Annotated in this window: 17 protein-coding genes; 15 read left to right on the top strand and 2 right to left on the bottom strand. The window is 57.7% G+C overall.

Features of this window, described 5'->3' with window-relative positions:
• Positions 1-210 precede the first annotated feature (210 nt).
• Both AABO57_22080 and AABO57_22085 read left to right on the top strand, forming a co-directional pair.
• On the top strand, positions 211-771 hold the full coding sequence (locus AABO57_22080; protein ID MEK6288415.1) for a cytochrome c: 561 nt from the start codon (positions 211-213) through the stop codon (positions 769-771).
• Between the two features lie 89 nt (positions 772-860).
• On the top strand, positions 861-3,227 hold the full coding sequence (locus tag AABO57_22085; protein ID MEK6288416.1) for an MFS transporter: 2,367 nt from the start codon (positions 861-863) through the stop codon (positions 3,225-3,227).
• Positions 3,228-3,405: 178 nt separating this feature from the next.
• Here AABO57_22085 and AABO57_22090 read toward each other — a convergent pair whose 3' ends face one another.
• A complete protein-coding gene (locus AABO57_22090; GenBank protein ID MEK6288417.1) occupies positions 3,406-3,747 on the bottom strand; it encodes an XRE family transcriptional regulator in 342 nt (113 codons plus the stop codon).
• Entirely contained in the window at positions 3,740-4,105 is a 366-nt protein-coding gene (locus AABO57_22095; protein ID MEK6288418.1) for a type II toxin-antitoxin system RelE/ParE family toxin, read from the bottom strand. The genes AABO57_22090 and AABO57_22095 overlap by 8 nt, the downstream gene beginning before the upstream one ends.
• A gap of 213 nt (positions 4,106-4,318) precedes the next feature.
• On the opposite strand from AABO57_22095, the gene AABO57_22100 reads away from it, so the two are divergent.
• From AABO57_22100 to AABO57_22160, 13 genes are all read left to right on the top strand, one after another.
• Positions 4,319-5,170, top strand: coding sequence for an amidohydrolase family protein (locus AABO57_22100; protein MEK6288419.1), 852 nt, complete (start codon positions 4,319-4,321; stop codon positions 5,168-5,170).
• Between the two features lie 75 nt (positions 5,171-5,245).
• On the top strand, positions 5,246-6,019 hold the full coding sequence (locus AABO57_22105; protein MEK6288420.1) for an SDR family NAD(P)-dependent oxidoreductase: 774 nt from the start codon (positions 5,246-5,248) through the stop codon (positions 6,017-6,019).
• 112 nt (positions 6,020-6,131) lie between these two features.
• On the top strand, positions 6,132-7,370 hold the full coding sequence (locus AABO57_22110) for a 2-hydroxyacyl-CoA dehydratase (protein ID MEK6288421.1): 1,239 nt from the start codon (positions 6,132-6,134) through the stop codon (positions 7,368-7,370).
• Positions 7,371-7,492: 122 nt separating this feature from the next.
• Positions 7,493-8,785, top strand: a complete 1,293-nt coding sequence (locus AABO57_22115) for a 2-hydroxyacyl-CoA dehydratase family protein (GenBank protein MEK6288422.1) — start codon at positions 7,493-7,495, stop codon at positions 8,783-8,785.
• A gap of 121 nt (positions 8,786-8,906) precedes the next feature.
• On the top strand, positions 8,907-9,722 hold the full coding sequence (locus tag AABO57_22120) for an acyl-CoA dehydratase activase (protein MEK6288423.1): 816 nt from the start codon (positions 8,907-8,909) through the stop codon (positions 9,720-9,722).
• Positions 9,719-10,564: an acyl-CoA dehydratase activase gene (locus AABO57_22125; protein ID MEK6288424.1), complete on the top strand. Its 846-nt coding sequence runs from the start codon at positions 9,719-9,721 to the stop codon at positions 10,562-10,564. The genes AABO57_22120 and AABO57_22125 overlap by 4 nt, the downstream gene beginning before the upstream one ends.
• Before the next feature lie 39 nt (positions 10,565-10,603).
• Positions 10,604-10,894, top strand: coding sequence for a hypothetical protein (locus tag AABO57_22130; protein ID MEK6288425.1), 291 nt, complete (start codon positions 10,604-10,606; stop codon positions 10,892-10,894).
• Between the two features lie 255 nt (positions 10,895-11,149).
• A complete protein-coding gene (locus tag AABO57_22135; protein ID MEK6288426.1) occupies positions 11,150-11,560 on the top strand; it encodes a hypothetical protein in 411 nt (136 codons plus the stop codon).
• A gap of 393 nt (positions 11,561-11,953) precedes the next feature.
• On the top strand, positions 11,954-12,673 hold the full coding sequence (locus tag AABO57_22140) for a Crp/Fnr family transcriptional regulator (GenBank protein MEK6288427.1): 720 nt from the start codon (positions 11,954-11,956) through the stop codon (positions 12,671-12,673).
• Positions 12,674-12,894: 221 nt separating this feature from the next.
• Positions 12,895-13,326, top strand: coding sequence for an ankyrin repeat domain-containing protein (locus AABO57_22145; protein ID MEK6288428.1), 432 nt, complete (start codon positions 12,895-12,897; stop codon positions 13,324-13,326).
• A gap of 283 nt (positions 13,327-13,609) precedes the next feature.
• Positions 13,610-17,179, top strand: coding sequence for a pyruvate:ferredoxin (flavodoxin) oxidoreductase (nifJ, locus tag AABO57_22150; GenBank protein MEK6288429.1), 3,570 nt, complete (start codon positions 13,610-13,612; stop codon positions 17,177-17,179).
• Between the two features lie 192 nt (positions 17,180-17,371).
• Positions 17,372-18,370 carry a dihydroorotate dehydrogenase-like protein gene (locus AABO57_22155; GenBank protein ID MEK6288430.1) on the top strand — a complete coding sequence of 333 codons (999 nt, stop codon included), beginning with the start codon at positions 17,372-17,374 and terminating at the stop codon, positions 18,368-18,370.
• A gap of 49 nt (positions 18,371-18,419) precedes the next feature.
• Complete coding sequence (locus AABO57_22160; GenBank protein MEK6288431.1) at positions 18,420-20,396, top strand: glutamate-cysteine ligase family protein; 1,977 nt, start codon at positions 18,420-18,422, stop codon at positions 20,394-20,396.
• Positions 20,397-20,450: the final 54 nt, after the last annotated feature.

The following is a 20,450-nucleotide window of genomic DNA, read 5'->3' on the forward strand; positions in this document are numbered from 1 at the left end:
GGGGGGGGGGGGGGGGGGGCGTGGGGGGGCGGGGGGGGGGGGGGGGGGCGCGCCCGGGCGGGGGGGGGGGGGGGCGCCGCCCCGGCCCGCCCCGCGGGCAGGCCCGGCGGCCGCGCCCCCCCGGGGCCCCCCCTATTGGCCATTTTGTCCCTTTCCCCGCGTTGCGGGGCGCCCCCGGCGGGCCGTCCCTACATGCCTGTTGAGGGATCTATGAAGAACGCGCGCTCATGGTTGGGGGTGATTCTGCTGCCGGTTGTCGTGCTCGGCGGACTTTTCCTGATGAACCGCAACAATGCGGCGAGGAATCTCGAGTGGCCGACGCAAATGCAATACTCGCCGGCGTATCTCTCTCAAACCCCCAATCCTGTTTTGCCCAACGGAATGACGCAGCAGATGCCCGTAGCCGGCACGATACCCCGAGGCTATCAGCCGTTTCATTACGGGCCAGGTCCAGAGGAAGCGATTCGCGCGGGCAACGAACTGAGGAATCCGTTTCAACCGACCGAGGAGAACCTGGCGCGCGGGCAGCAGGTGTTCAACAACTACTGCGCAGTGTGTCACGGAGCGACGGGCGCTGGAGACGGGCCGCTCATTCCGAAGTACCCGAATCCGCCGGCTTACAACACCGGCAAATCGAAGGCGCTAGCGGATGGGAATATCTTTCACGTCATCACGGCGGGGCGTAAGGACATGCCGGCGCAGGCGGCGCTAGTGTCATTCGACGATCGCTGGAAGGTGATTCTGTACATCCGCAAGCTGCAAGGGAGGTAGCAGTAGCATAGGCTTCAGCCTGTGTCCGCCGGTGATGCGAAGAGCGATTTGCACAGGCTGAAGCCTATGCTACCTCGGGAGTCTGGATTATGCCCTACAGGCCGCTCATATCGGATCGAGAGAAAAAGACGCTGATCGCTCTGGTCGCGGTTGGCGTGCTGGGCTTTGGCGCTGGACTGGCATTCAACAGCGCGCGCCTGTGGCCGAGCTTTCTTCTGAACTCAGTTTTCTTTTTGACGCTCGCGTTGGGAGCGATGGTCTTCGTCTGCATCCATCACCTTTCGAATGCGGGTTGGAGCGCGGCCCTCAGGCGAATTCCCGAAGCGATGATGACCTATGTGCCGATCGGCGCGATCGCGATGCTGTTGGTCTTTTTCGGCAGGCACTCGATCTACGAATGGTCACATGGCATCGCACCGGCCACCGAAGCGATGAAGATGAAGGCGGCGTTTTTGAACACTCCCTTTTTCTTCGGGCGCATGGCGGTGGTGCTGGTGATCTGGTGCGGTTTCGCGTATCTGCTTTGGCGTGAGTCACGCCGCCAGGACGAAGACGGCCTGCTGGAACACACCGACCGCAGCAAGAAGTACTCGGCGATTTTTCTCGCGCTCTTTGCGGTCACGTTCTCGCTTGCGAGCTTCGACTGGTTGATGTCGATCGAGCCTGAGTTCTACAGCACCATTTTTGCCTTCTACTGCTTCTCGGGTCTGTTCGTGAGCGGAATCGCGGCGGTGACGTTGCTGGTGATTCTGCTCCGAAGGCGCGGATTTCTCGCCCAGATCAATGAAGATCACCTGCACAACCTCGGCAAGATGATCTTCGGCTTCTCGACGTTTTGGGCGTACATTTGGATATCGCAGTACCTGCTGATCTACTACGCGAACCTGCCCGAGGAGACGGTCTTCTACCTTCGCCAGACATCGACGCCGGGATGGAAGGCGCTGTTTCTGATCAATCTGCTTGTGAACTGGCTGATCCCGTTTGTGCTGTTGATCTCTCGCAAAGCGAAACGAAGCGAGGGGCTGCTGCTCGCCGCCTGCGTAGTCATTCTGTTCGGCCACTGGCTTGATCTGTACTTGACAATTTTTCCCGCGCTCGGCGGATCGTCGATGGTGGGTGTCGTCGATCTGGCTCTGGCAGCCGGTTTCGGGGCGCTGTTCCTTCTGACCTTCGCGACCGCGCTAAGCGGAGTTTCGCTGGTGCCGGTCCATGATCCTTACCTGGCCGAGAGCTTGACGCTTCATTCCTTCGAAGCGCCTGAAGAAGAAGGGATGCTTCGCGACAAGCACGCGAACCGCGCCCTGCTGCTGTCGACCATCGCATTCGCGATCAGCTTTTCGGTGTGGGGGCTCGTCGGTTCGCTCGCGCCGAAGTTTCGCGAAATGTACCACCTATCGGCGTTGCAGACTTCGCTGCTGATTGCAGTGCCGGTGCTGCTCGGCTCTGTGGGACGCATACCGATGGGCATTCTTGCTGACAAGTTCGGCGGGCGAATCGTCTTCGGCCTGCTGCTCTGCTTCTGCGTGATTCCTGCTGTGGGCGTCAGTTGGACGGGATCTTATAGCTCACTGATCGCCTGGGGACTCTTGATCGGATTTGCGGGCACCAGTTTCTCAGTAGGCGTGGCGTTCGTCTCGAAGTGGTTTCCGGCAAAGTACCAGGGCACCGCGCTTGGAATCTACGGCATGGGAAACATCGGGCAATCGGTCGCGGTGTTCGGCGCGCCCGCGATCGTCGCCGCAACCGGCGATTGGCGCATCCCGTTCTGGATCTACGGCGCGGTTGCTGGAGTCTTTGGGCTCGTGTTTCTCTTGTTAGCTCGCAACGCTCCGATCAAAGCGCCGCCGAAAACAGTAAGCGAGTATCTGGTCATCTTGAAGCGCGAGCCCATCGCGTGGGTGCTCTCGCTCTTTTACTTTCTAACGTTCGGCGGATTCGTTGCGTTGAGCATTTACCTGCCGACGCTTCTCAAGGACATCTTCTCACTGAGCCCCACGGATGCGGGCGCTCGAGTCGCGGGCTTCGTGATCGTAGCGACTGGGATGCGCCCGGTTGGTGGTTGGCTTGCAGATCGATTCGGCGGCCCGCAGGTGCTCGCGCTGGTTCTCGGGCTGATCGCGATGCTTGCGATTGGGCTGACGTCAACGAGCATGGTGCTCTTCACGATCGGCGCTTTAGGCACGGCCGCGCTGTTGGGACTTGGCAACGGCGCAGTCTTCAAGCTCGTGCCCGAGTATTTTCCGCGTGAGACCGGCACGGTGACCGGATTGGTAGGAGCTGCGGGCGGGCTTGGTGGTTTCTTCCCGCCGCTGGTGCTCGGTGTGATTCGAGGTCAGACAGGCTCATACACTCTCGGTTTTGTTTTTCTCTCCGGCTTTGCGCTGGTCTGCTTTGCGGTGAACTACCTCGTCTTCTTGCGACGACAAGAGGAGCGCGAAACCGCACCGGCAGACTAGCACGTAATCGTCAAATGCATTGCCTCAAGCCATATCGAACGAAAAGTGGCGGACTATCGGATAGGCCGTAGATGTTGAGTTGCGCCTTAGACGAGAGCTTCAACCTGCACATTGTCAGCGGCGTGCTGCGGCGGCTTCCAACCGCGAGCAATGTCTTTGGGTCTCAACTGGGAGATACTTACCGCGCCACCGTCTCCAGAACCTCACCTTCCTCAAGATCTTGGAACTGATTGATTCGAACGTCCCCCTCGGGGAAGTGCGCGATGATTTTCAGCTCGCCACCCATTGCTTCGATGTACTTGCGTAGAGTGCTGACGTACATGTCAGCACGCCGCTCCAGTTTGGAGATTGCCGGCTGTTCGAGATTAAGCTGTTCGGCCAGGTTGCCCTGAGTTAAATCGCGCGCGCTTCGTAGCTCGTGCAGGGCCATATCCTTCATCATAAGCGCGGTTTTATCCCGAGAGCGCGTTTGGGCGTCCGGCTTCATTTGGCCCCTAAGAGTTTTGAATGACTTAGCCATCGCTTGATCCCTCCTTCTCGACTGCTATCACGTGCTCTTCATAAAGCCTATCCGCAATCGGAACATATCGGTCGTACCACCGATCATCGCCAGTCTTATCGCCGCCGATCAGGAGTATGCCTACGCGGCGAGGATCGAACGCATAAAGAACTCGGTATGGGCGTCCCTTATGTTGAATCCGCAGCTCCCGCATAACACCGTGCTTTGACCCCTGAATCCCTGAACTATGTGGATATGGGAGCCTGGGTCCCATTTCCTCCAGCAATCCGACGGACGCGGCGACATCTTCTTGTTCTTCTACTGTGAGGCTGCTCCACCAAGATTCGAGCTCATCGGTGTATTCAACCTCCCACTTCATTTACTGAGATTACTTTGATGGAATATTCCTGTCAAGGAATATCACCAGATCCTGAACTTCTACAAGGACCGATACAAACAATAGCGTACTCGCGGCGCGATGTGACCGCCGTCACGAGCGCCCGTGACAGCGCTCACGGCAGTTCGAACCAGTGCTCTCTTATAGTCAACTCGGTACGTTCACTCGGCCCAACTCTACAACCAGGAGATTCACATGCCTGAGAAGGTCAAAGCAATAGATTTCATGTACTACGTCGCGACTCGCGAATTCATGGAGCAATGGGACCGCGCCAAGGAGGGCGAGTTGATCTGCCGAATGGAGCGCGCGATCGGCGGCCTGCCGCGATTCGAGTCTATAGAAACGATGCTCGGCAAAATGGACGAGGCCGGCGTCGAAAAAGTCTTCATCACTCAGACCAAGATGTGGTCTTACTGGCGCAAGTGGATGTACATGGACACCAAGCTCGAAGACGTTCTGCAATACACCGAAAAGTACCCCAAGCGTTTCATAGGACTCGCGGGCTACAACCCGTTTCGAATTCGCGAGAGCCTTCGCGAGATCGAGACGGCGGTGACGAAGCACAACTTCAAAGGCGTTTACGTTCACATCTACGGCTTCGACATTCCGCTCAGCGACGCGAAAATGTACCCGCTCTACGCGAAGTGCGTCGAGCTCGAGGTCCCCGTCTCGATGCAGGTTGGTCACGTGCTGGAAGCCATGCCCAGCGAGGGAGCGCGCCCGATGTTTCTCGACCGGATCGCCTGCGACTTCCCCGAGTTGAAGATGATCGGCGCGCACACCGGATGGCCGTGGGTCGATGAGCTGATCTCGGTTTGCTACAAGTGGGAGAACATCTGGTTCGGCGTGGACGCGTGGGGACCGAAGTATCTTTCACCGCAGATCATTCAATTCATCGGCAGCCGGCTTGGACGGGACCGGTGCATCTGGGGAACGAACGGCCTGCCGTGGAAAGAGAACCTGCAGCAACTCGACGAACTAGGTTTGAAGGAGGAGGTCAAGCGAAAGCTGCTCCGCGATAACGCGATCGAGTTGTTCAAGCTGTGAATTGCCGCGATGAACCTGAGTAGCGCCCAAACGCCTGCTGTTCACCGTCAACCGGTTTCGAAGGAGTAAGCAACGATGAAGACTAGGGATTTCGCGGGAAAGTCGGTGATCGTCACAGGCGGCGCGCGGGGAATTGGCCGCGCCGTCGTGAGCGCATTTGCCGAAGCCGGCGCCGATGTCGCGATCGGCGACTTTCGCTTGGATGAAGCAAAGGCGACGGCGTTCGATATCAGCGAATCGACCGGCCAGCGAGTCGTCGCGGTTCGGGCTGACGTCACCAACCTCGACGACGTTCACGCGCTTCGCGACGAGACGCTGCGCCTCTTCGGAAAGATCGACGTATTGGTCAACAGCGCCGGCTGGGATCGGCTGTTGCCGTTTGTGAAGACAACGCCCGATATGTGGGACCGCATTATCGCGATCAACTTCAAGGGCGTGGTTCACACTTGCCACGCGATACTGCCGCACATGTCGGAGCGCAAAGAGGGCGCGATTGTAAATCTCAGCTCGGACACTGCGCGAGTCGGTTCGTTCGGTGAAGCGATCTACGCTGCGTCGAAAGCGGCTGTCATAGCCTTTTCCAAGACGCTGGCCCGCGAGCACGCCCGCGACAAGATCCGAGTGAACGCCGTGTGTCCCGGTCTCGTGGACACCCCGCTTATTGAAGAGATGAAGCAAGATGAGTTCACTCACAAGATTTTGGACTCGATCGTCAACTACATTCCGTTCAAGCGGCTGGGTCGCCCCGATGAGATTGCGCCGATGATTCTGTTCCTGGCATCGGACGCGGCGAGCTACATCACGGGACAGGTGTTCAGCGTCAACGGCGGATTGAATATGGTTGGTTAGCATGTAGGGGCGTCGCTCCGCCGGCGCCCCTTGATCGCTGGCTGCGTCGCGGATGCGGAAAGAGGGGCGCCGACGGAGCGACGCCCTTACAGGTCATAACGAAGGGGCTCGCATGAACGAACGCGTATTTCACGAATGGCGAGACAAGCCTCTTGAAGAAGTGCTCTACGAGTGCCGCGAGATGTTTGAGGACACGACCTTCCCGACCGTGCGGCGATGGCGAGAAGCGGGCGGCAGAGTCATCGGCCACTTTCAAGTCTACTTTCCCGAAGAGATCGTACACGCTGCTGGGCTGCTGCCGGTCAAGATTCGCGGCGCTCAGGTCGAGGCGATGCAAGCCGACTCACGCTTCGGTTCGTACCTCTGCTCGATTCTGAAGACCTCGCTCGAGCTTGCGTTGAGTGGACGATTGCAGTTGGAGATGTTCGTGACTCATCCGATTTGCGACGCGGCGCGCAACCTCGCGGCGGTCTGGGGGAGGAACTTCAGCTACCCGTGCCAGATTCTGTACCTGCCGCAGAACGCGAACTCGTCTCATGCTGCCACCTATCTGCGCGGCGAATACGATCGGTTGAAGCGCGCGGTCGAAGCGATCAGCGGAGTTCCGGTCAGCGGTGATCCGCGGCGGCAATCTGAATTTCGGCTGCTTCTTGCCGCTGGTTTTGTCAGCGGCGCGCCGGTCACCGATGACGCGCTGCGCAAATCGATTGCGATTTACAACCAGAACCGTGCGCTGCTGCGTGAGTTGTATGCGATCAAGCAAACCACACCATGGCTGATCTCGGCTGACGAAGCATACGTGCTTGTCGCGATCGGCGGCGTGATTCCGCGCGACGAGCACAACGAGTTGCTGCGCTTTGTGCTGCCGATGATCCGTGAGCGCAATGCGCGGCCGAAGGACAAGATTCGCGTGGTTTTCGAAGGCGGTTTCTGTGAACAGCCGCCGCTCGATTTGATCCGGGCAATCGCTCGGTCGTGCTACGTGGTGGACGATGACTTGCTGATCGGCATGCGATGGATAGTGGATGACGTGCCGCTGGAGGGCGACCCGTTGATGAATCTGGCGGAGGCTTACCTGGAGAAGTCTTCATACAGCCCGGTTCAGCACGACTTGCGCAAGCCGAAGGAGAAGATGCTGCTCGAGCGCATAAGGTCTTCAAGAGCGGACGCGGCGATTATTACTGCGGCGAAGATGTGCGAGCCGGGGTTGGAAGAGCAGGTCGCGTACACGCGCGCTCTCGATGAGGCCGGCATACCATATTTCGTTGGCGAGTTCGAAGAGAACATGACCAGCTTCGATCATATGGAAATTCAGTTGGAGACGTTCGTCGAGAATATTCTGTTCAGTTGAGGGCGGGGAGAGAGGGGTGTGAAATACCACCCACGGCAGAGACTGTGCGAAAAGGTCCGGGAATACCCCAACTTCAGTTGGGGGTATTCTTCGGAACGAGGTGACTGCCAAGGACAGAGCTGATGACTGAGCTACAGGCAACATCTGAAATAGTCGGGCGCGCGAACAACGACGGCGCAACCTTGTTTCGAGCGTGGTTCGAAAGCCTCACCGCAATAGCCGAACGCGGAGAACAAGCTGCCTACGTCTTCGTTATGGGAAGCATGACCGAATTGCTTCGCGTCTTCGATCTGCCGGTCGTCTTTCCCGAGATCAACTCGCTCCAGACAGCCGTCCGCCGAGTTGCCCACGAGTACCTGAACCAGGCCGAAGACTACGGCTACTCGCCCGACATCTGCGGCTACGTGAAAGCCGACGTTGCCGTGCAGCTTCGCGGAGGCGAGCACCCGATGGGTCGCATTCCGAAGCCTGCGATTGCCGTGCTCACCAACGCCTGCAACACCTACATCAAGTGGGCCGAGATATGGGAGCGTATGTATCACGTTCCTGTTTTCACACTCGACATTCCCGGAACTCGCGCGGCCGGTACCCAGACGTGGCCAGGTGATCGTGATTTTGAAAACGACCGCGCGTACGTCGCTGCCCAGATCAAGGAACTGATCAGCCTATGCGAGCAAGTCACCGGGAAGAAGTTCGACATCGACAGGCTGCGCGAGTCGATGACTCACACAAACACGATGAGCCGCGGGTGGAAGCGCGTGCTCGAATTGAATAAGAACCGCCCATCGCTGTTCAACGCGGTCACCGACGGCACGATCTATCTGGGCGTTTCGAACGCGTTTCGCGGCGCCGAAGAAGGCGCGAGCTACTTCGATGACCTGGTCGAGGAGATGGAATACAAAGCGGCTCACGGGATCGGCACGCTGACCGATGAGAAGTACCGGCTGATCTTCGTAGGCGTGCCGTGCTATCCGATCTTCCGGCGTTTCAACGAGCTGTTCACCGAATGGGGCGGCACGTTTGTGAACTCGACTTATTTGTGGTTCGCGGCCGGAGGTGCAAACACCGGATTCGAGTACGACCTCAAGCGTCCGCTCGAGAGTCTTGCTGAAGGCGTTCTCATCACCGTGCGCGATGCGATGGACAGCATGTTTTATCAGGACCAGGCGCTTATTCAGATGATCGATCCGTTTCACATCGACGGTGTCGTGTATCACCCGATCAAAAGCTGCCGAACAGTTTCGACAGGGTTGGCAGACAATCGCCGCGCGCTGATGGCCTCGCGTGACATCGCGAGCCTGTTTATCGAGTCGGACATGATGGATCGACGCGTGGTGTCCGAAGCGCAGCTTAAGAATCGGGCTGACGCTTTCTTTGAGGGACTGGCATCACGGCGACTGGCAGCCGCAAGGTAGTGAGTCGTGCCTGTACGGGCGGTCCTCCGTGGCCGCCCCTCCTCCTGTAATAGGTCCTTCTGCTGCAAGAATTGCGGCCACGGAGGACCGCCCGTACAGGCCACTGAAACAAGGACAACGCATGTCATATGCAGCGGGCGTGGACGTAGGCTCCACGCAGACCAAGGCAGTCATCATCGACGAGTCGCGGCAGATCGTCGGCCGCGCGCTGATCGATACCGGGGCGAACGTAGTCGCCGCTGCGGAGAAAGCCTTCGCCGAAGCGCTCGAGGACGGGAGCCTTCAGGAGCCCGAAGTCGAGTACGTGATCGGCACTGGCTACGGCCGGTATCGCGTGACCTTCGGCAACGCGCAGATCACGGAGATCAGTTGCCACGGCCGAGGCGCAGTGCAGATGTTCCCCCGCACTCGAACGGTCGTCGATATGGGCGGACAAGACACCAAGGCGATCCGCGTGAATCCTGCCGGCGAGATCGTGGACTTCTGCATGAACGACAAATGCGCCGCCGGCACAGGACGCTTTTTGGGAGCCGCTTCTGCGGCGTTGGATATTCCGCTCTCTGAATTGGGCGGGGTCGCATTGAAGGCCGAGCGGCCGGTCCGCATCAGCACCACCTGCACGGTTTTCGCCGAGTCCGAAGTCCTGTCCTGGCTGGGCAAAGGCAAAAAGATCGAAGACATCCTGGCAGGCGTGCATCAGTCGATCGCCGCGCGCTCGATCGGTCTGCTGCGCCGGGTTGGCGTCGACGAGGAAGTGACTTTCACGGGGGGCGTCGCGCGGAACATCGGGATGATCGAAGCGCTCAATCGCGGTCTTGGGTTGAAGGTCAACGTGAGCGAAGACTCGCACTTCATGGGAGCGCTGGGCGCCGCGCTGTTCGCGCTAGATCGTATTATGACAAGCCGCGCCCCGGCACTGTCGGAGGCGCTTGTATGACATTCACTGCCGGCATCGATCTCGGGTCTACTTACACCAAGGCGCTGATCTTAAGCGATGAGTTGGAGATCGTAGGCAGGGCAATCAACAACACCGGTTTCAAGCTGGCGGAGATCGCCCGACGAACATTTAAGCAAGCCTTGAACGAAGCGGGCCTCGAATCGAACAAGGTGTCTTACATCATCGCCACCGGCTTCGGCCGGCACATGGTCGGGTTCAGCGATGCTGCGGTGACCGATCTAACGGCCAGCGCTCGCGGCGCCAACTTCCTGTTTCCAAACACGAGGACGATTCTCGACGTAGGGGGCCAGACAATGAAGGCCAGCCGGTTGGACTCCGTCGCCAAGGTGAAATCCTTTCGCCTGAACGACAAGTGTGCGGCGGGAACCGGAGCGTTTCTCGAGAAGACCGCGCGATATATGGGCTTCAGCACGGAAGAAATCGGCCCGCTGGTGGCGACTTCAAAAGAAGCGGTGCCGATCTCCGGTGTGTGTGCGGTGTTCGCCGAGTCGGAAGTGATCAATCAGCTTTCGCTTGGCGCGGCGCCGGCCGACATCATGCACGGCGCGTTTTCGTCGCTGGTCGATCGCTCGGTGCAGTTGATGAAGCGCGTGCAGATGGAGCCGGCGTTCACGCTGATCGGGGGCATCTTGCGATTCGAAACGATGGCTCGACTGGTCCGCGAGCACCTGAAATCTGAGGTCAATGTTCCAGGCGGTGACATGGTTCAGTTCACGACGGCGCTGGGCGCCGCGATTCTCGGACAACAGCGATTGAAAAAGCTGCGTGAGAGCGGCGCTATAGTTGAGCGGATGCCCCTTCAAGATAGAGTGAGTATTTGATTGGACGACCGCGGGCGGCAAGTATCAGGGGTAATACGAATGGCGATCGATGAGCATTGTGTTCCAAAGAGAATCCTCGAGAGGCTTCCATTCTCCGCGCTTGAGAGTGATGGATGGGAGCGACGTTTCATTACCGGGGTGGACCGTGCTGACGAAGCGGTTGCTTTGTATTCGCAGCTTGGCTTTGAAGTTCATGTAGAGCCCGTGCTTGCCAATGAACTCGGCGGCGACTGCAACGAATGCGCGCTGGTAGCGACATGTCAATTCAAAACGATCTATACTCGCAGAACTCCGGCCGGGACCGGGCCGAATCAGAACAACTCGATATGAACACGCCGATCGAAATTCTCAGGCGCGAGCATCGCGTTTTCGAAGGAGCCGGCGCTGCGAGGGAGAGACACGTGGTCGCTGCCTTACTGGGAGTGCCTGTGACACCGGTCACCGCGAACCGTGACGATGGTCATAGTTGTCATTAGGATTTGCAGCTAGACTATGCGCGGACAACGGGCTCGCAGGCGCGAGGATGCCTCTCGCGGGAGATCGCGTGAAAGGGACGGTCGGCAGCCACCGGGCGAGGAGGTGATAATGAGACGCGTTTTGCTGATAAGCTTGATCTTCGGCGCAATGACAATCATCGTCAGCGCTCTTGGTGCGCTCGCCACTGCCGGGCCGCCCGGCAAGGAAATGGCGGTCGTAGATATCCCGGATAGGACAAAACTCCTGAAGGCCACGCTTGAGGGGAAGTACATCCTCGTTCACGACGATGAGAAGATGGCGCGAGGTGAGCCCTGCTTCTACGTCTACGAGTACAGCCAGGACCCGGCGGGCCAACCCGAGCTGAAACCAGACAAACTCGTCGTGTCGTTTCACTGCGAGCCAGTTCAGCACGAAAAGGCGAGCCGTCTAGTGCTGACTTACGGGATGGCGTCCGCCACTTTGTTCGAGCTTCGCGAGATCCAATTCGCGGGCAGCTCCGAAGGGCACCGCGTGCCCTGACACGAATCAGCGCTATGAACTTTCATTGCCGTGGATCAAGCGGCGAGCGCGGTAAAAGGAGAACATAAGGCGGAGAGCAGTGCTGCCAGGCTCGGCTCTCCGCTGAACATCGCCGAAAACTCCAAGTCTAGTTGCAACCCGCCACAAGAGCCTGCCGGGCGAGTCCCACCTTCTCGCCAGGCGATTCTCCGAGTGATGCGCTGCTGAGTCGGCGCTTGGGGTCTTTCACACAGCGGCTGGGTGAGTTTTCCCAAGATTTGACCGTCACTTCTACGATCCTGCCCGGAAACCGCCTTTCCGCTTCGGCACCTCTATTGCTATGCACTCACATGTGATCCGACTGTCTGACCGTAAGTAACCTACCGGTCAAACACGTCGAACTAAGGAGCCGCTATGAATTCGCCCTACGGTTTGGAGGTTAACGACAGTTGCGTCAATTGCAAGTTACGATCAGAGGGCTACTTCTGCGACTTCGACGCGGAGCTGGTGAGATCATTTGAGACGCTCAAGTACGCGACGGTTTTTCCAAAGGGAGCGGTGCTCTTTGTAGAGGGCCAATCTCCGCGCGGCGTGTTCATGCTTTGCTCGGGCCGAGTGAAGCTAACGACGTGCTCGAGCGATGGCAAGTCTCTAATAACGAGAATTGCCGAAAGCGGCGAAGTACTTGGTCTGGGCTCCTCCGTTTCCGGGAAACCCTACATGGCAACGGCCGAGACGCTTAATCCCTGCCAGGTGAACTTCATAAAGCGCGAAGATTTTCTGCACTTCCTAAAAGAGAATGGCGCCGCCTGCCTTCGCGTGGCAGAGCACTTGAGCAACAACTACCACGACGCGTTCGAGCAGGTACGATCGCTTGGACTCTCGCATTCAGCCTCCGAGAAGCTCGCAAAGCTGATGCTCGAGTGGTGCGTCAAGAGCGGTAAAGAAATCGACAAAGGAATCAGCTTGAAGCTTACGCTCACTCACGAAGAGATTGCCCAGATCATAGGCGCGTCGCGAGAGACAGTTACTCGGCTCCTGGGCCTCTTTAAGCGAAAGCAAATGATTTACGTTAAAGGTTCTACGCTCATCATCCGCGACAAAGCGGCATTGGAGGCGATGGTCAGCTCATAAGCGTTCTCGTTTACCGCCTATCAGATCCAGCCGGGGTGTGACAGCCGTCACTTCGACCCGTGACATCGGTCATAGCTTCCCCGACCCACTTGAGAGAAAATACCTCCAGCACGGCGAAATTCCGCCGCCCGGTTCAGATATCTGGGCCGCTCCAATCGTAGAGGCGTTCTTAAGTAAAGGGTAGGTAAACCGAAGTGGCATGTGTCATAGGAACAGCGCACGTGGAGTTTGTAAGGGCATCGCTGGAACGCGCCAGCCTGGCCCAGAAACCCGATGATAGTTCCGCCGGTATGTTGAGAGCGGCGTTGGTTGGGAACACCGCCGCCGTAAGCATCTTCCTGGACCACGGTGTCGCCGTAAACGCTACGGACGCAAACGGGCGCACACCATTGATAGAGGCGGTCTTTGGGAGTCATCTCGCTACCGTCGAAGAGCTGTTGAAACGCGGTGCGGACGTAAACGCGCAAGACGCCGACGGTTGGACCGCCCTTATGGAAGCCGCCTCAAAAGGCCGCTCTGATGTCGTGAGGATCCTGCTCGCCCACGGCGCAGATGCGCGCATCAAGAACAAGAAGGGATGGTCCGCTTTGAGGACCACTTCAAGGCGCAACACCGAAATCTCCCGACTTCTCCGGAACGCTGGCGCAGAGTGATCGGCGCCTTAGCAGACCGATGAAAGAGGGAGTGCGACAGCTCTCACGCCGGATGCCGATAATCCCACCAACAACGTTGGTAATTCGTTCATACCAGCCTACCTACAGCCCGAGTTTACTTTTCCAGTCTGTACTCGGACAGGTCGGATATGAACGATCCACCAACTGCGTTGGTGGGATAGCCCGTGAACACCTGTGTGTTGTCGACTTTTTCAGCAGCCTGTTAGGTGCGGCACGGCATTCTCATTGAACTTGCAGTGTATAGAGAATAGGGGGATATTCCATGCACCGCGAGCAAGTTACGATAGACGGCAATGAAGCCGCCGCCTACGTTGCATTCAAGACCAACGAAATCATCGCAATCTACCCGATCACACCTTCATCGCCGATGGGCGAGTTCGCCGACGGTTGGGCTACGTCAAAAGAGAAAAACATCTGGGGAATGACTCCGGTCGTCCGCGAGATGCAATCCGAGGGCGGCGCTGCGGGCGCTGTGCATGGCGCGCTTCAAAGCGGAGTGCTAACTACCACCTTCACAGCCAGCCAGGGCTTGCTCTTGATGATGCCCAACATGTTCAAGATCGCCGGCGAGCTTACAAGCACAGTCTTTCACATCGCGGCTCGCTCGATCGCTTCGCACGCATTGTCTATCTTCGGGGATCACAGCGATGTGATGACTACGCGCACAACAGGCTGGGCGATGCTGTTCGCCAACTCGATTCAAGAAACGATGGACTTCGCTCTGATCGCCCAGGCGAGCACACTCCGCGCGAGAGTTCCTTTTCTTCACGTCTTCGACGGCTTCCGCACTTCGCACGAAGTGATGAAAATCGAGAAGCTATCTGAAGATGACATTCGCCGAGTGATAGACCCCAATCTTGTGCGCGCGCATCGCGAGCGAGCGCTCACGCCCGATCACCCGGTGATCCGAGGAACCGCCCAAAATCCAGATGTGTTTTTTCAGTCGCGGGAGCGAGTTAATCCTTACTACCAGGAAACTCCGGGCACGGTTCAAGAGGTGATGAATGTATTCGCCGCACTGGTCGGCCGACGTTACCACCTGTTCGACTACTCGGGCGCCAACGACGCTGAACGAGTCATCGTGATGATGGGGTCAGGCTGCGAAACAACTGAAGAAACCGTGCACGCTCTTCGCGACAGCGGCGAAAAAGTAGGGCTTGTTAAGGTGAGATTGTATCGGCCGTTCTCTGGAAAGGATTTGCTCGAGGCGTTGCCGACAACCGTCAAGAAGATCGCGGTGCTCGATCGGACAAAAGAACCGGGCGGCGCCGGCGAGCCTCTCTATCAAGATGTGATTACCGCTCTCGCCGAGGCCACGATGAGCGGAGAGTCTCGATTTCAGCAGACGCCTCGCGTAGTCGGGGGCCGATACGGGCTGGCCTCAAAAGAGTTCACCCCTGCGATGGTCAAAGGAGTCTTCGACGAGCTCAAGAAGGACAAGCCCAAGAATCACTTCAGCATCGGAATCGTCGATGACGTGAGCTTCACAAGCTTGTCCTATGATGCGGGCTTCAACACCGAGCCCGAAGACGAAGTGCGAGCCGTGTTCTGGGGATTGGGCTCGGACGGAACGGTTAGCGCAAACAAGAACTCGATCAAGATCATCGGCGAGGAGACGTCGAACTACGCGCAAGGCTACTTCGTCTATGACTCAAAGAAGGCAGGTGCGGTAACGGTTTCGCATTTGCGGTTCGGTCCGCGCCCGATCCAGAGCACCTATTTGATTCAGCGCGCAAACTTCGTGGCGGTTCATCAATTCAACTTCCTGGATCGTTACGATGTTCTCAGTCTAGCCAGTCCGGGTGCCACCTTCCTGCTGAACAGCCCTTACGCGGCGGACGAGGTCTGGGATCATCTTCCGCGGGTCGTGCAGAAGGAGATAATCAGCAAGAAGCTCAAATTCTACGTGATCAACGCCTACGACGTCGCAAGACAAACCGGGATGGGCGTGCGCATTAATACCATCATGCAGACGTGTTTCTTCGCCATTAGCGGCGTGCTGCCGCGCGACGAAGCGATTCAAAGGATCAAAGACTCCATAAAAAAGACCTATGGCAATCGTGGGGAAGCCGTAGTGAACCAGAACTACAAGGCAGTTGATGCCGCGATTGAGAACATGCACGAAGTTAGTGTGCCTTTGAGCGTCACCAGCGACTTTGACCTCTCTCCGATTGTTCCCGCTAGCGCGCCGGAGTTCGTCCAAAGAGTCACCGCGCCGATCATCGCGGGCAAGGGCGATAGCTTGCCTGTGAGTGCCTTCCCTGTTGATGGAACCTATCCGGTAGGCACGGCTCAATGGGAAAAGCGCAACATCGCGCTTGAAGTTCCTGTCTGGGAAACCGATCTGTGCATACAGTGCGGCAAGTGCCTGTTTGTATGTCCGCACTCGACCATACGCGCGAAGGTCTTCGATGAGTCTCTGGTGGCGAATGCACCTGATGGATTCAAGCATATGCCGGCGAAGTGGCGCGAGTTAAGCGATCAGATCTACACGATTCAGGTTGCGGTCGAAGACTGCACGGGCTGCCGTTTGTGCGTTGAGGTCTGCCCCGCAAAGGATAAGAGCAACGTTTCGCGCAAAGCGCTTAACATGAGTCCGCAGCAACCGCTTCGCGACCGCGAGCGCGTTAACTGGGACTACTTTCTCACGCTGCCCGACAAGCCGCGCGATGGAGGCTTACGGTATAACACAATCAAGAACGTTCAACTGCTTCAGCCGCTCTTCGAGTTCTCAGGTGCGTGCTCGGGTTGCGGCGAGACGCCGTACATCAAGCTGGTCACGCAGCTCTTCGGCGACCGCGCGATTATCGCAAACGCGACCGGATGCTCAAGCATCTACGGCGGAAACTTGCCGACGACTCCCTACACGATCAACAGCGATGGCAGAGGACCCGCGTGGAGCAACTCACTGTTCGAGGACAACGCCGAGTTCGGGCTGGGCATGAGGTTTGCACTCGATCAACAAAGCGGTTACGCGAGACAACTGATCGAGCGCCTGCACTCGCTGATAGGCGGACCCCTTACCGAGTGCTTGTTGGGCACCGATCAATCCACGGCCGAAGGGATCAACATTCAAAGAGAGTGTGTCGCCGCGCTCAAAGCCAAGCTGCGCGATGTGCACGAGCCCGAGGTTCGCGATCTACTCACCGTGTGCGATGCGCTGGTCAACAAGAGCGTGTGGATAGTCGGCGGCGACGGCTGGGCATACGACATTGGCTACGGCGGGCTGGATCACGTGCTTGCGAGCGGGCAAAACGTTAACGTGCTCGTGCTCGACACCGAGGTCTATTCAAACACCGGGGGGCAAGCTTCGAAGGCAACTCCGATGGGCGCGGTGGCTAAGTATGCCTCGGGCGGGAAGCCAACGGCAAAGAAGGACCTCGGCTTGATGGCGATGAGTTACGGCAACGTTTACGTCGCGCAAGTGGCGATGGGCGCGAATGATATTCACACGCTGAAGACGTTCATTGAAGCCGAATCCCACGACGGGCCCTCGCTGATCATCGCCTACAGCCATTGCATCGCGCACGGCATCGACATGTCGAAGGGGATGAACCAGCAAAAGATGGCGGTGGAATCCGGCTGCTGGCCGCTCTACCGGCACGATCCTCGCCTCGCGTCGGAGGGCAAGAACCCGTTCCAGTTGGATTCTAAGGAGCCGAGCATCTCGCTGAAAGACTACATCTACACTGAGGGGCGGTATCGCATACTTCAGCAAAGCGACCCGGCTACCGCGAAGCACCTCCTCGGCCAGGCTCAACAGGAAGTGAAAGAGCGATGGAGGTACTACAAGCAACTGTCCGAGATGAATGAGGTGATGCATGAGCTTTAGCTTCGACATGGCTTCACACATACGACATAAGAATTACCCATCTCGCGGTCGGGAAGGGTGGCTTGGCCCCGCCTCTTCTGCGGTTCTGACGTTGGCTTGAAACAAGGCGGGGGCAAGCCACCCTTCCCGACCGCGAGATGGGCGCGCACTCTGAGAGATTGCGATGGCGGCTGAACAGAGGAGGGACCCGCGATGAATATGGAAACGGAATACTTGGGGATGACGCTTAAGAATCCGATCGTGCCTTCGTCATCGCCGCTGTCGCACAGTGTTGACAGCATCCGGCGTCTTGAAGACGCGGGCGCTTCTGCCGTGGTCATGTATTCGCTATTTGAAGAACAGATAACGAGCGAGAGTTTCTATCTCGACTATTATCTCAGCCACGGCACCGACAGCTACGCGGAGTCGCTTAGCTATTTCCCCGAGATGCAGACTTACAACGTCGGCCCCGATGAATATCTCGAGCTAATCCGCCGAGCGAAGGAAGCGGTCGAAATTCCCATCATCGGCAGCCTCAACGGCACTTCTACGGGCGGCTGGATCGACTACGCTTGCCGCATCGAAGAAGCGGGCGCCAACGCCTTGGAGCTGAATGTCTATTACATCCCGACCAGCACCTATCTGATGGGCGCCGAAGTCGAATACATCTACACTGACATTCTGCACGACGTGAAAAGCGCGATAGAGATTCCCGTCGCGATGAAGCTGAGTCCATACTTCAGCTCGACTGCCAACATGGCGCAGCGACTCGCCGATGGAGGCGCCGACGGACTGGTGTTGTTCAACCGGTTCTATCAACCTGACCTGGATATTGAAAAGCTCGAAGTTGTCTCGCGACTCGTGTTGAGCAACTCAGATGAACTGCGGCTGCCCTTATGTTGGGTGGGCCTGTTGTACGGCCGCGTAAATGTGGACTTCGCTATCACAAGCGGCGTGCATACTCACCAAGATGCGCTCAAAGGGCTGATGGCTGGCGCTAAGGTGACGATGATGGCCTCAGAGCTCTTGCAGAATGGAATCAATCGCATCGGTGAGATTCTCGATGAAATGAAACGTTGGATGGAAGAGCACGAGTACAGCTCGGTTAGACAGATGATCGGAAGCATGAGCCAGCAAAACGTCGTCGAGACAGCCGCATTCGAGCGGGCGAACTACATGAAGATGCTGGCGTCGTATCGACCGCTTAGTTAGACGCCCGGCTTTTCGTTAAGCCGCTCTTAAAACTGGAGGCCCCAAGCCAATGGCACAACAAGATGTGGAACAGGCAAGCACGCCTGAACAGCTTCGCGCCTTTATAAAGGCCTTGCTGAATGATCTGCGCGCGCTCGAGAAAATGATTGCCTCGGGCATGATCGAGTCGGGTGTCCGAAGGATAGGAGCGGAGCAGGAACTCTTCCTGGTCAACTCCGGCTGGCGTCCCGCGTCGATCGGCGCGGAAGTTCTCGACAGAATTGCCGATCCTCACTTCACTACGGAAATCGCGAAGTTCAACCTCGAGATAAATCTCGATCCAGTTGTATTCGAAGGTGAGTCTCTTTCGAGAATGGAACGTCAGCTCAACGAGATGCTCGCCAAAGCACGCGCCGCGGCAAACGCCTGCGAAGCTGAGATTGTTCTTACCGGCATTCTTCCTACGATCCGCAAGTCTGATCTCGATCTCAATAACATGACCGCGAGGCCTCGCTACGCGGCGCTGAACAAAGCACTGACCAAGCTGCGGGGCGGAGCTTACGAGTTCAAGTTAAAGGGAGCGGACGAGCTCAGTATCAAGCATGATAACTGGATGCTTGAGGCTTGCTGCACCAGCTTCCAGATTCACTTTCAAGCGGGCTCGGAAGAATTCGCGAATTTGTATAACGTCGCTCAGTTGGTCACTGCGCCTGTGCTGGCGGCCGCCGCCAATTCGCCGCTGCTATTCGGTAGACGCTTGTGGACAGAAACGCGAATACCGCTCTTCCAGCAGTCGGTGGACACGCGGCGTGTTAGCTACAACCTGCGCGAGCGCAGCCCTCGCGTGAGCTTCGGTCAGCAGTGGGTTAAGAAATCACCTCTGGAGCTATTCGAAGAAGACATCGCTCGATTCAGAGTTCTGCTCGGTTCGCCTCTCGACAACGAAGACTCTCTTGCGGCGCTGAACCAGGGGGTGATACCAGAACTGCAAGCGCTTCGGATCTACAACGGTACAGTGTGGCGCTGGAACCGACCGTGTTATGGCATTACCGACGGTCGCCCACACTTGAGAATCGAGGCTCGTGCTTTTCCCTCCGGTCCCACGGTCATTGATGAGGTCGCGAACGCCGCCTTCTTTTTCGGGCTGATGAGAGGTGTTTCGCTCGAGTATCCCGACGTCGCCAATGTCATGGAGTTTGAAGACGCACAAGCGAATTTTCTGGCGGCTGCCCGTCTTGGCCTTGATGCGCAATTCGCGTGGATCGGCGGCAAGGTGATCCCCGCGCGCGGGCTTATCTGCCGTTATCTTCTGCCAGTCGCGCGCTACGGACTGGAAACGGCTAACATTCTACCCGCCGACATCGATCGGTTTCTGGGAGTGATTGAAGAGCGCGTGAGCTCGGGCAAATCAGGATCGCAGTGGCTCTTGAGCTCGCTGTCTGAGATGAGGAAACGAGGAACGAAAGACGAGGTCCTAACGTCCCTGACTGCTGCGACTGTAAGGATGCAAAAAGAAGGGAGGCCGGTACACCAGTGGCCTCCGGCAGAGATAACGGAGGTAACGATGTCGAAGCAGAGCTACCTGTGCGTAGAAGAGTTCATGACCACTGACCTGTTCACGGTCCACGAGGACGAGCCTGTGGAACTGGTTGCCAACTTGATGAATTGGAAACGCGTTCGGCATATTCCGGTCGAGGATGAACAGGGGCGATTGGTTGGGTTGGTAAGTTCCTTTGAGGTCCTTAGCCATCTGTTGCGCGCCGTCAACGAAGGCGACGCAACCCCCGCAACGGTCGGTTCCCTGATGAATAGGGTCCCTCTAACGGTCACGCCTGAGACGCTGACTCTTGAAGCGATCGCGTTGATGCGGCGGGAAAAAATCGATTGCCTGCCGGTTGTCAAGGAGGGCCGGCTCGTGGGAATCGTCAGCGAGCGTGATTTCATCAACGTCGCGGGCCGGCTGCTTGAACGAATGACTGAGTCGCTGGGATCGGGCGACAAAAAGACGCGGCGATTGCAAGGATATGCGAAAACGGCACACGTCTAAGTGCTTGCGGCCGCCTAAGATCCCGCGACTGGCCAGGTTATGCACCTGCAGACT

The sequence above is a fragment of the Acidobacteriota bacterium genome, from assembly GCA_038040445.1.
Lineage (GTDB): Bacteria > Acidobacteriota > Blastocatellia > UBA7656 > UBA7656 > Onstottus_A > Onstottus_A frigus.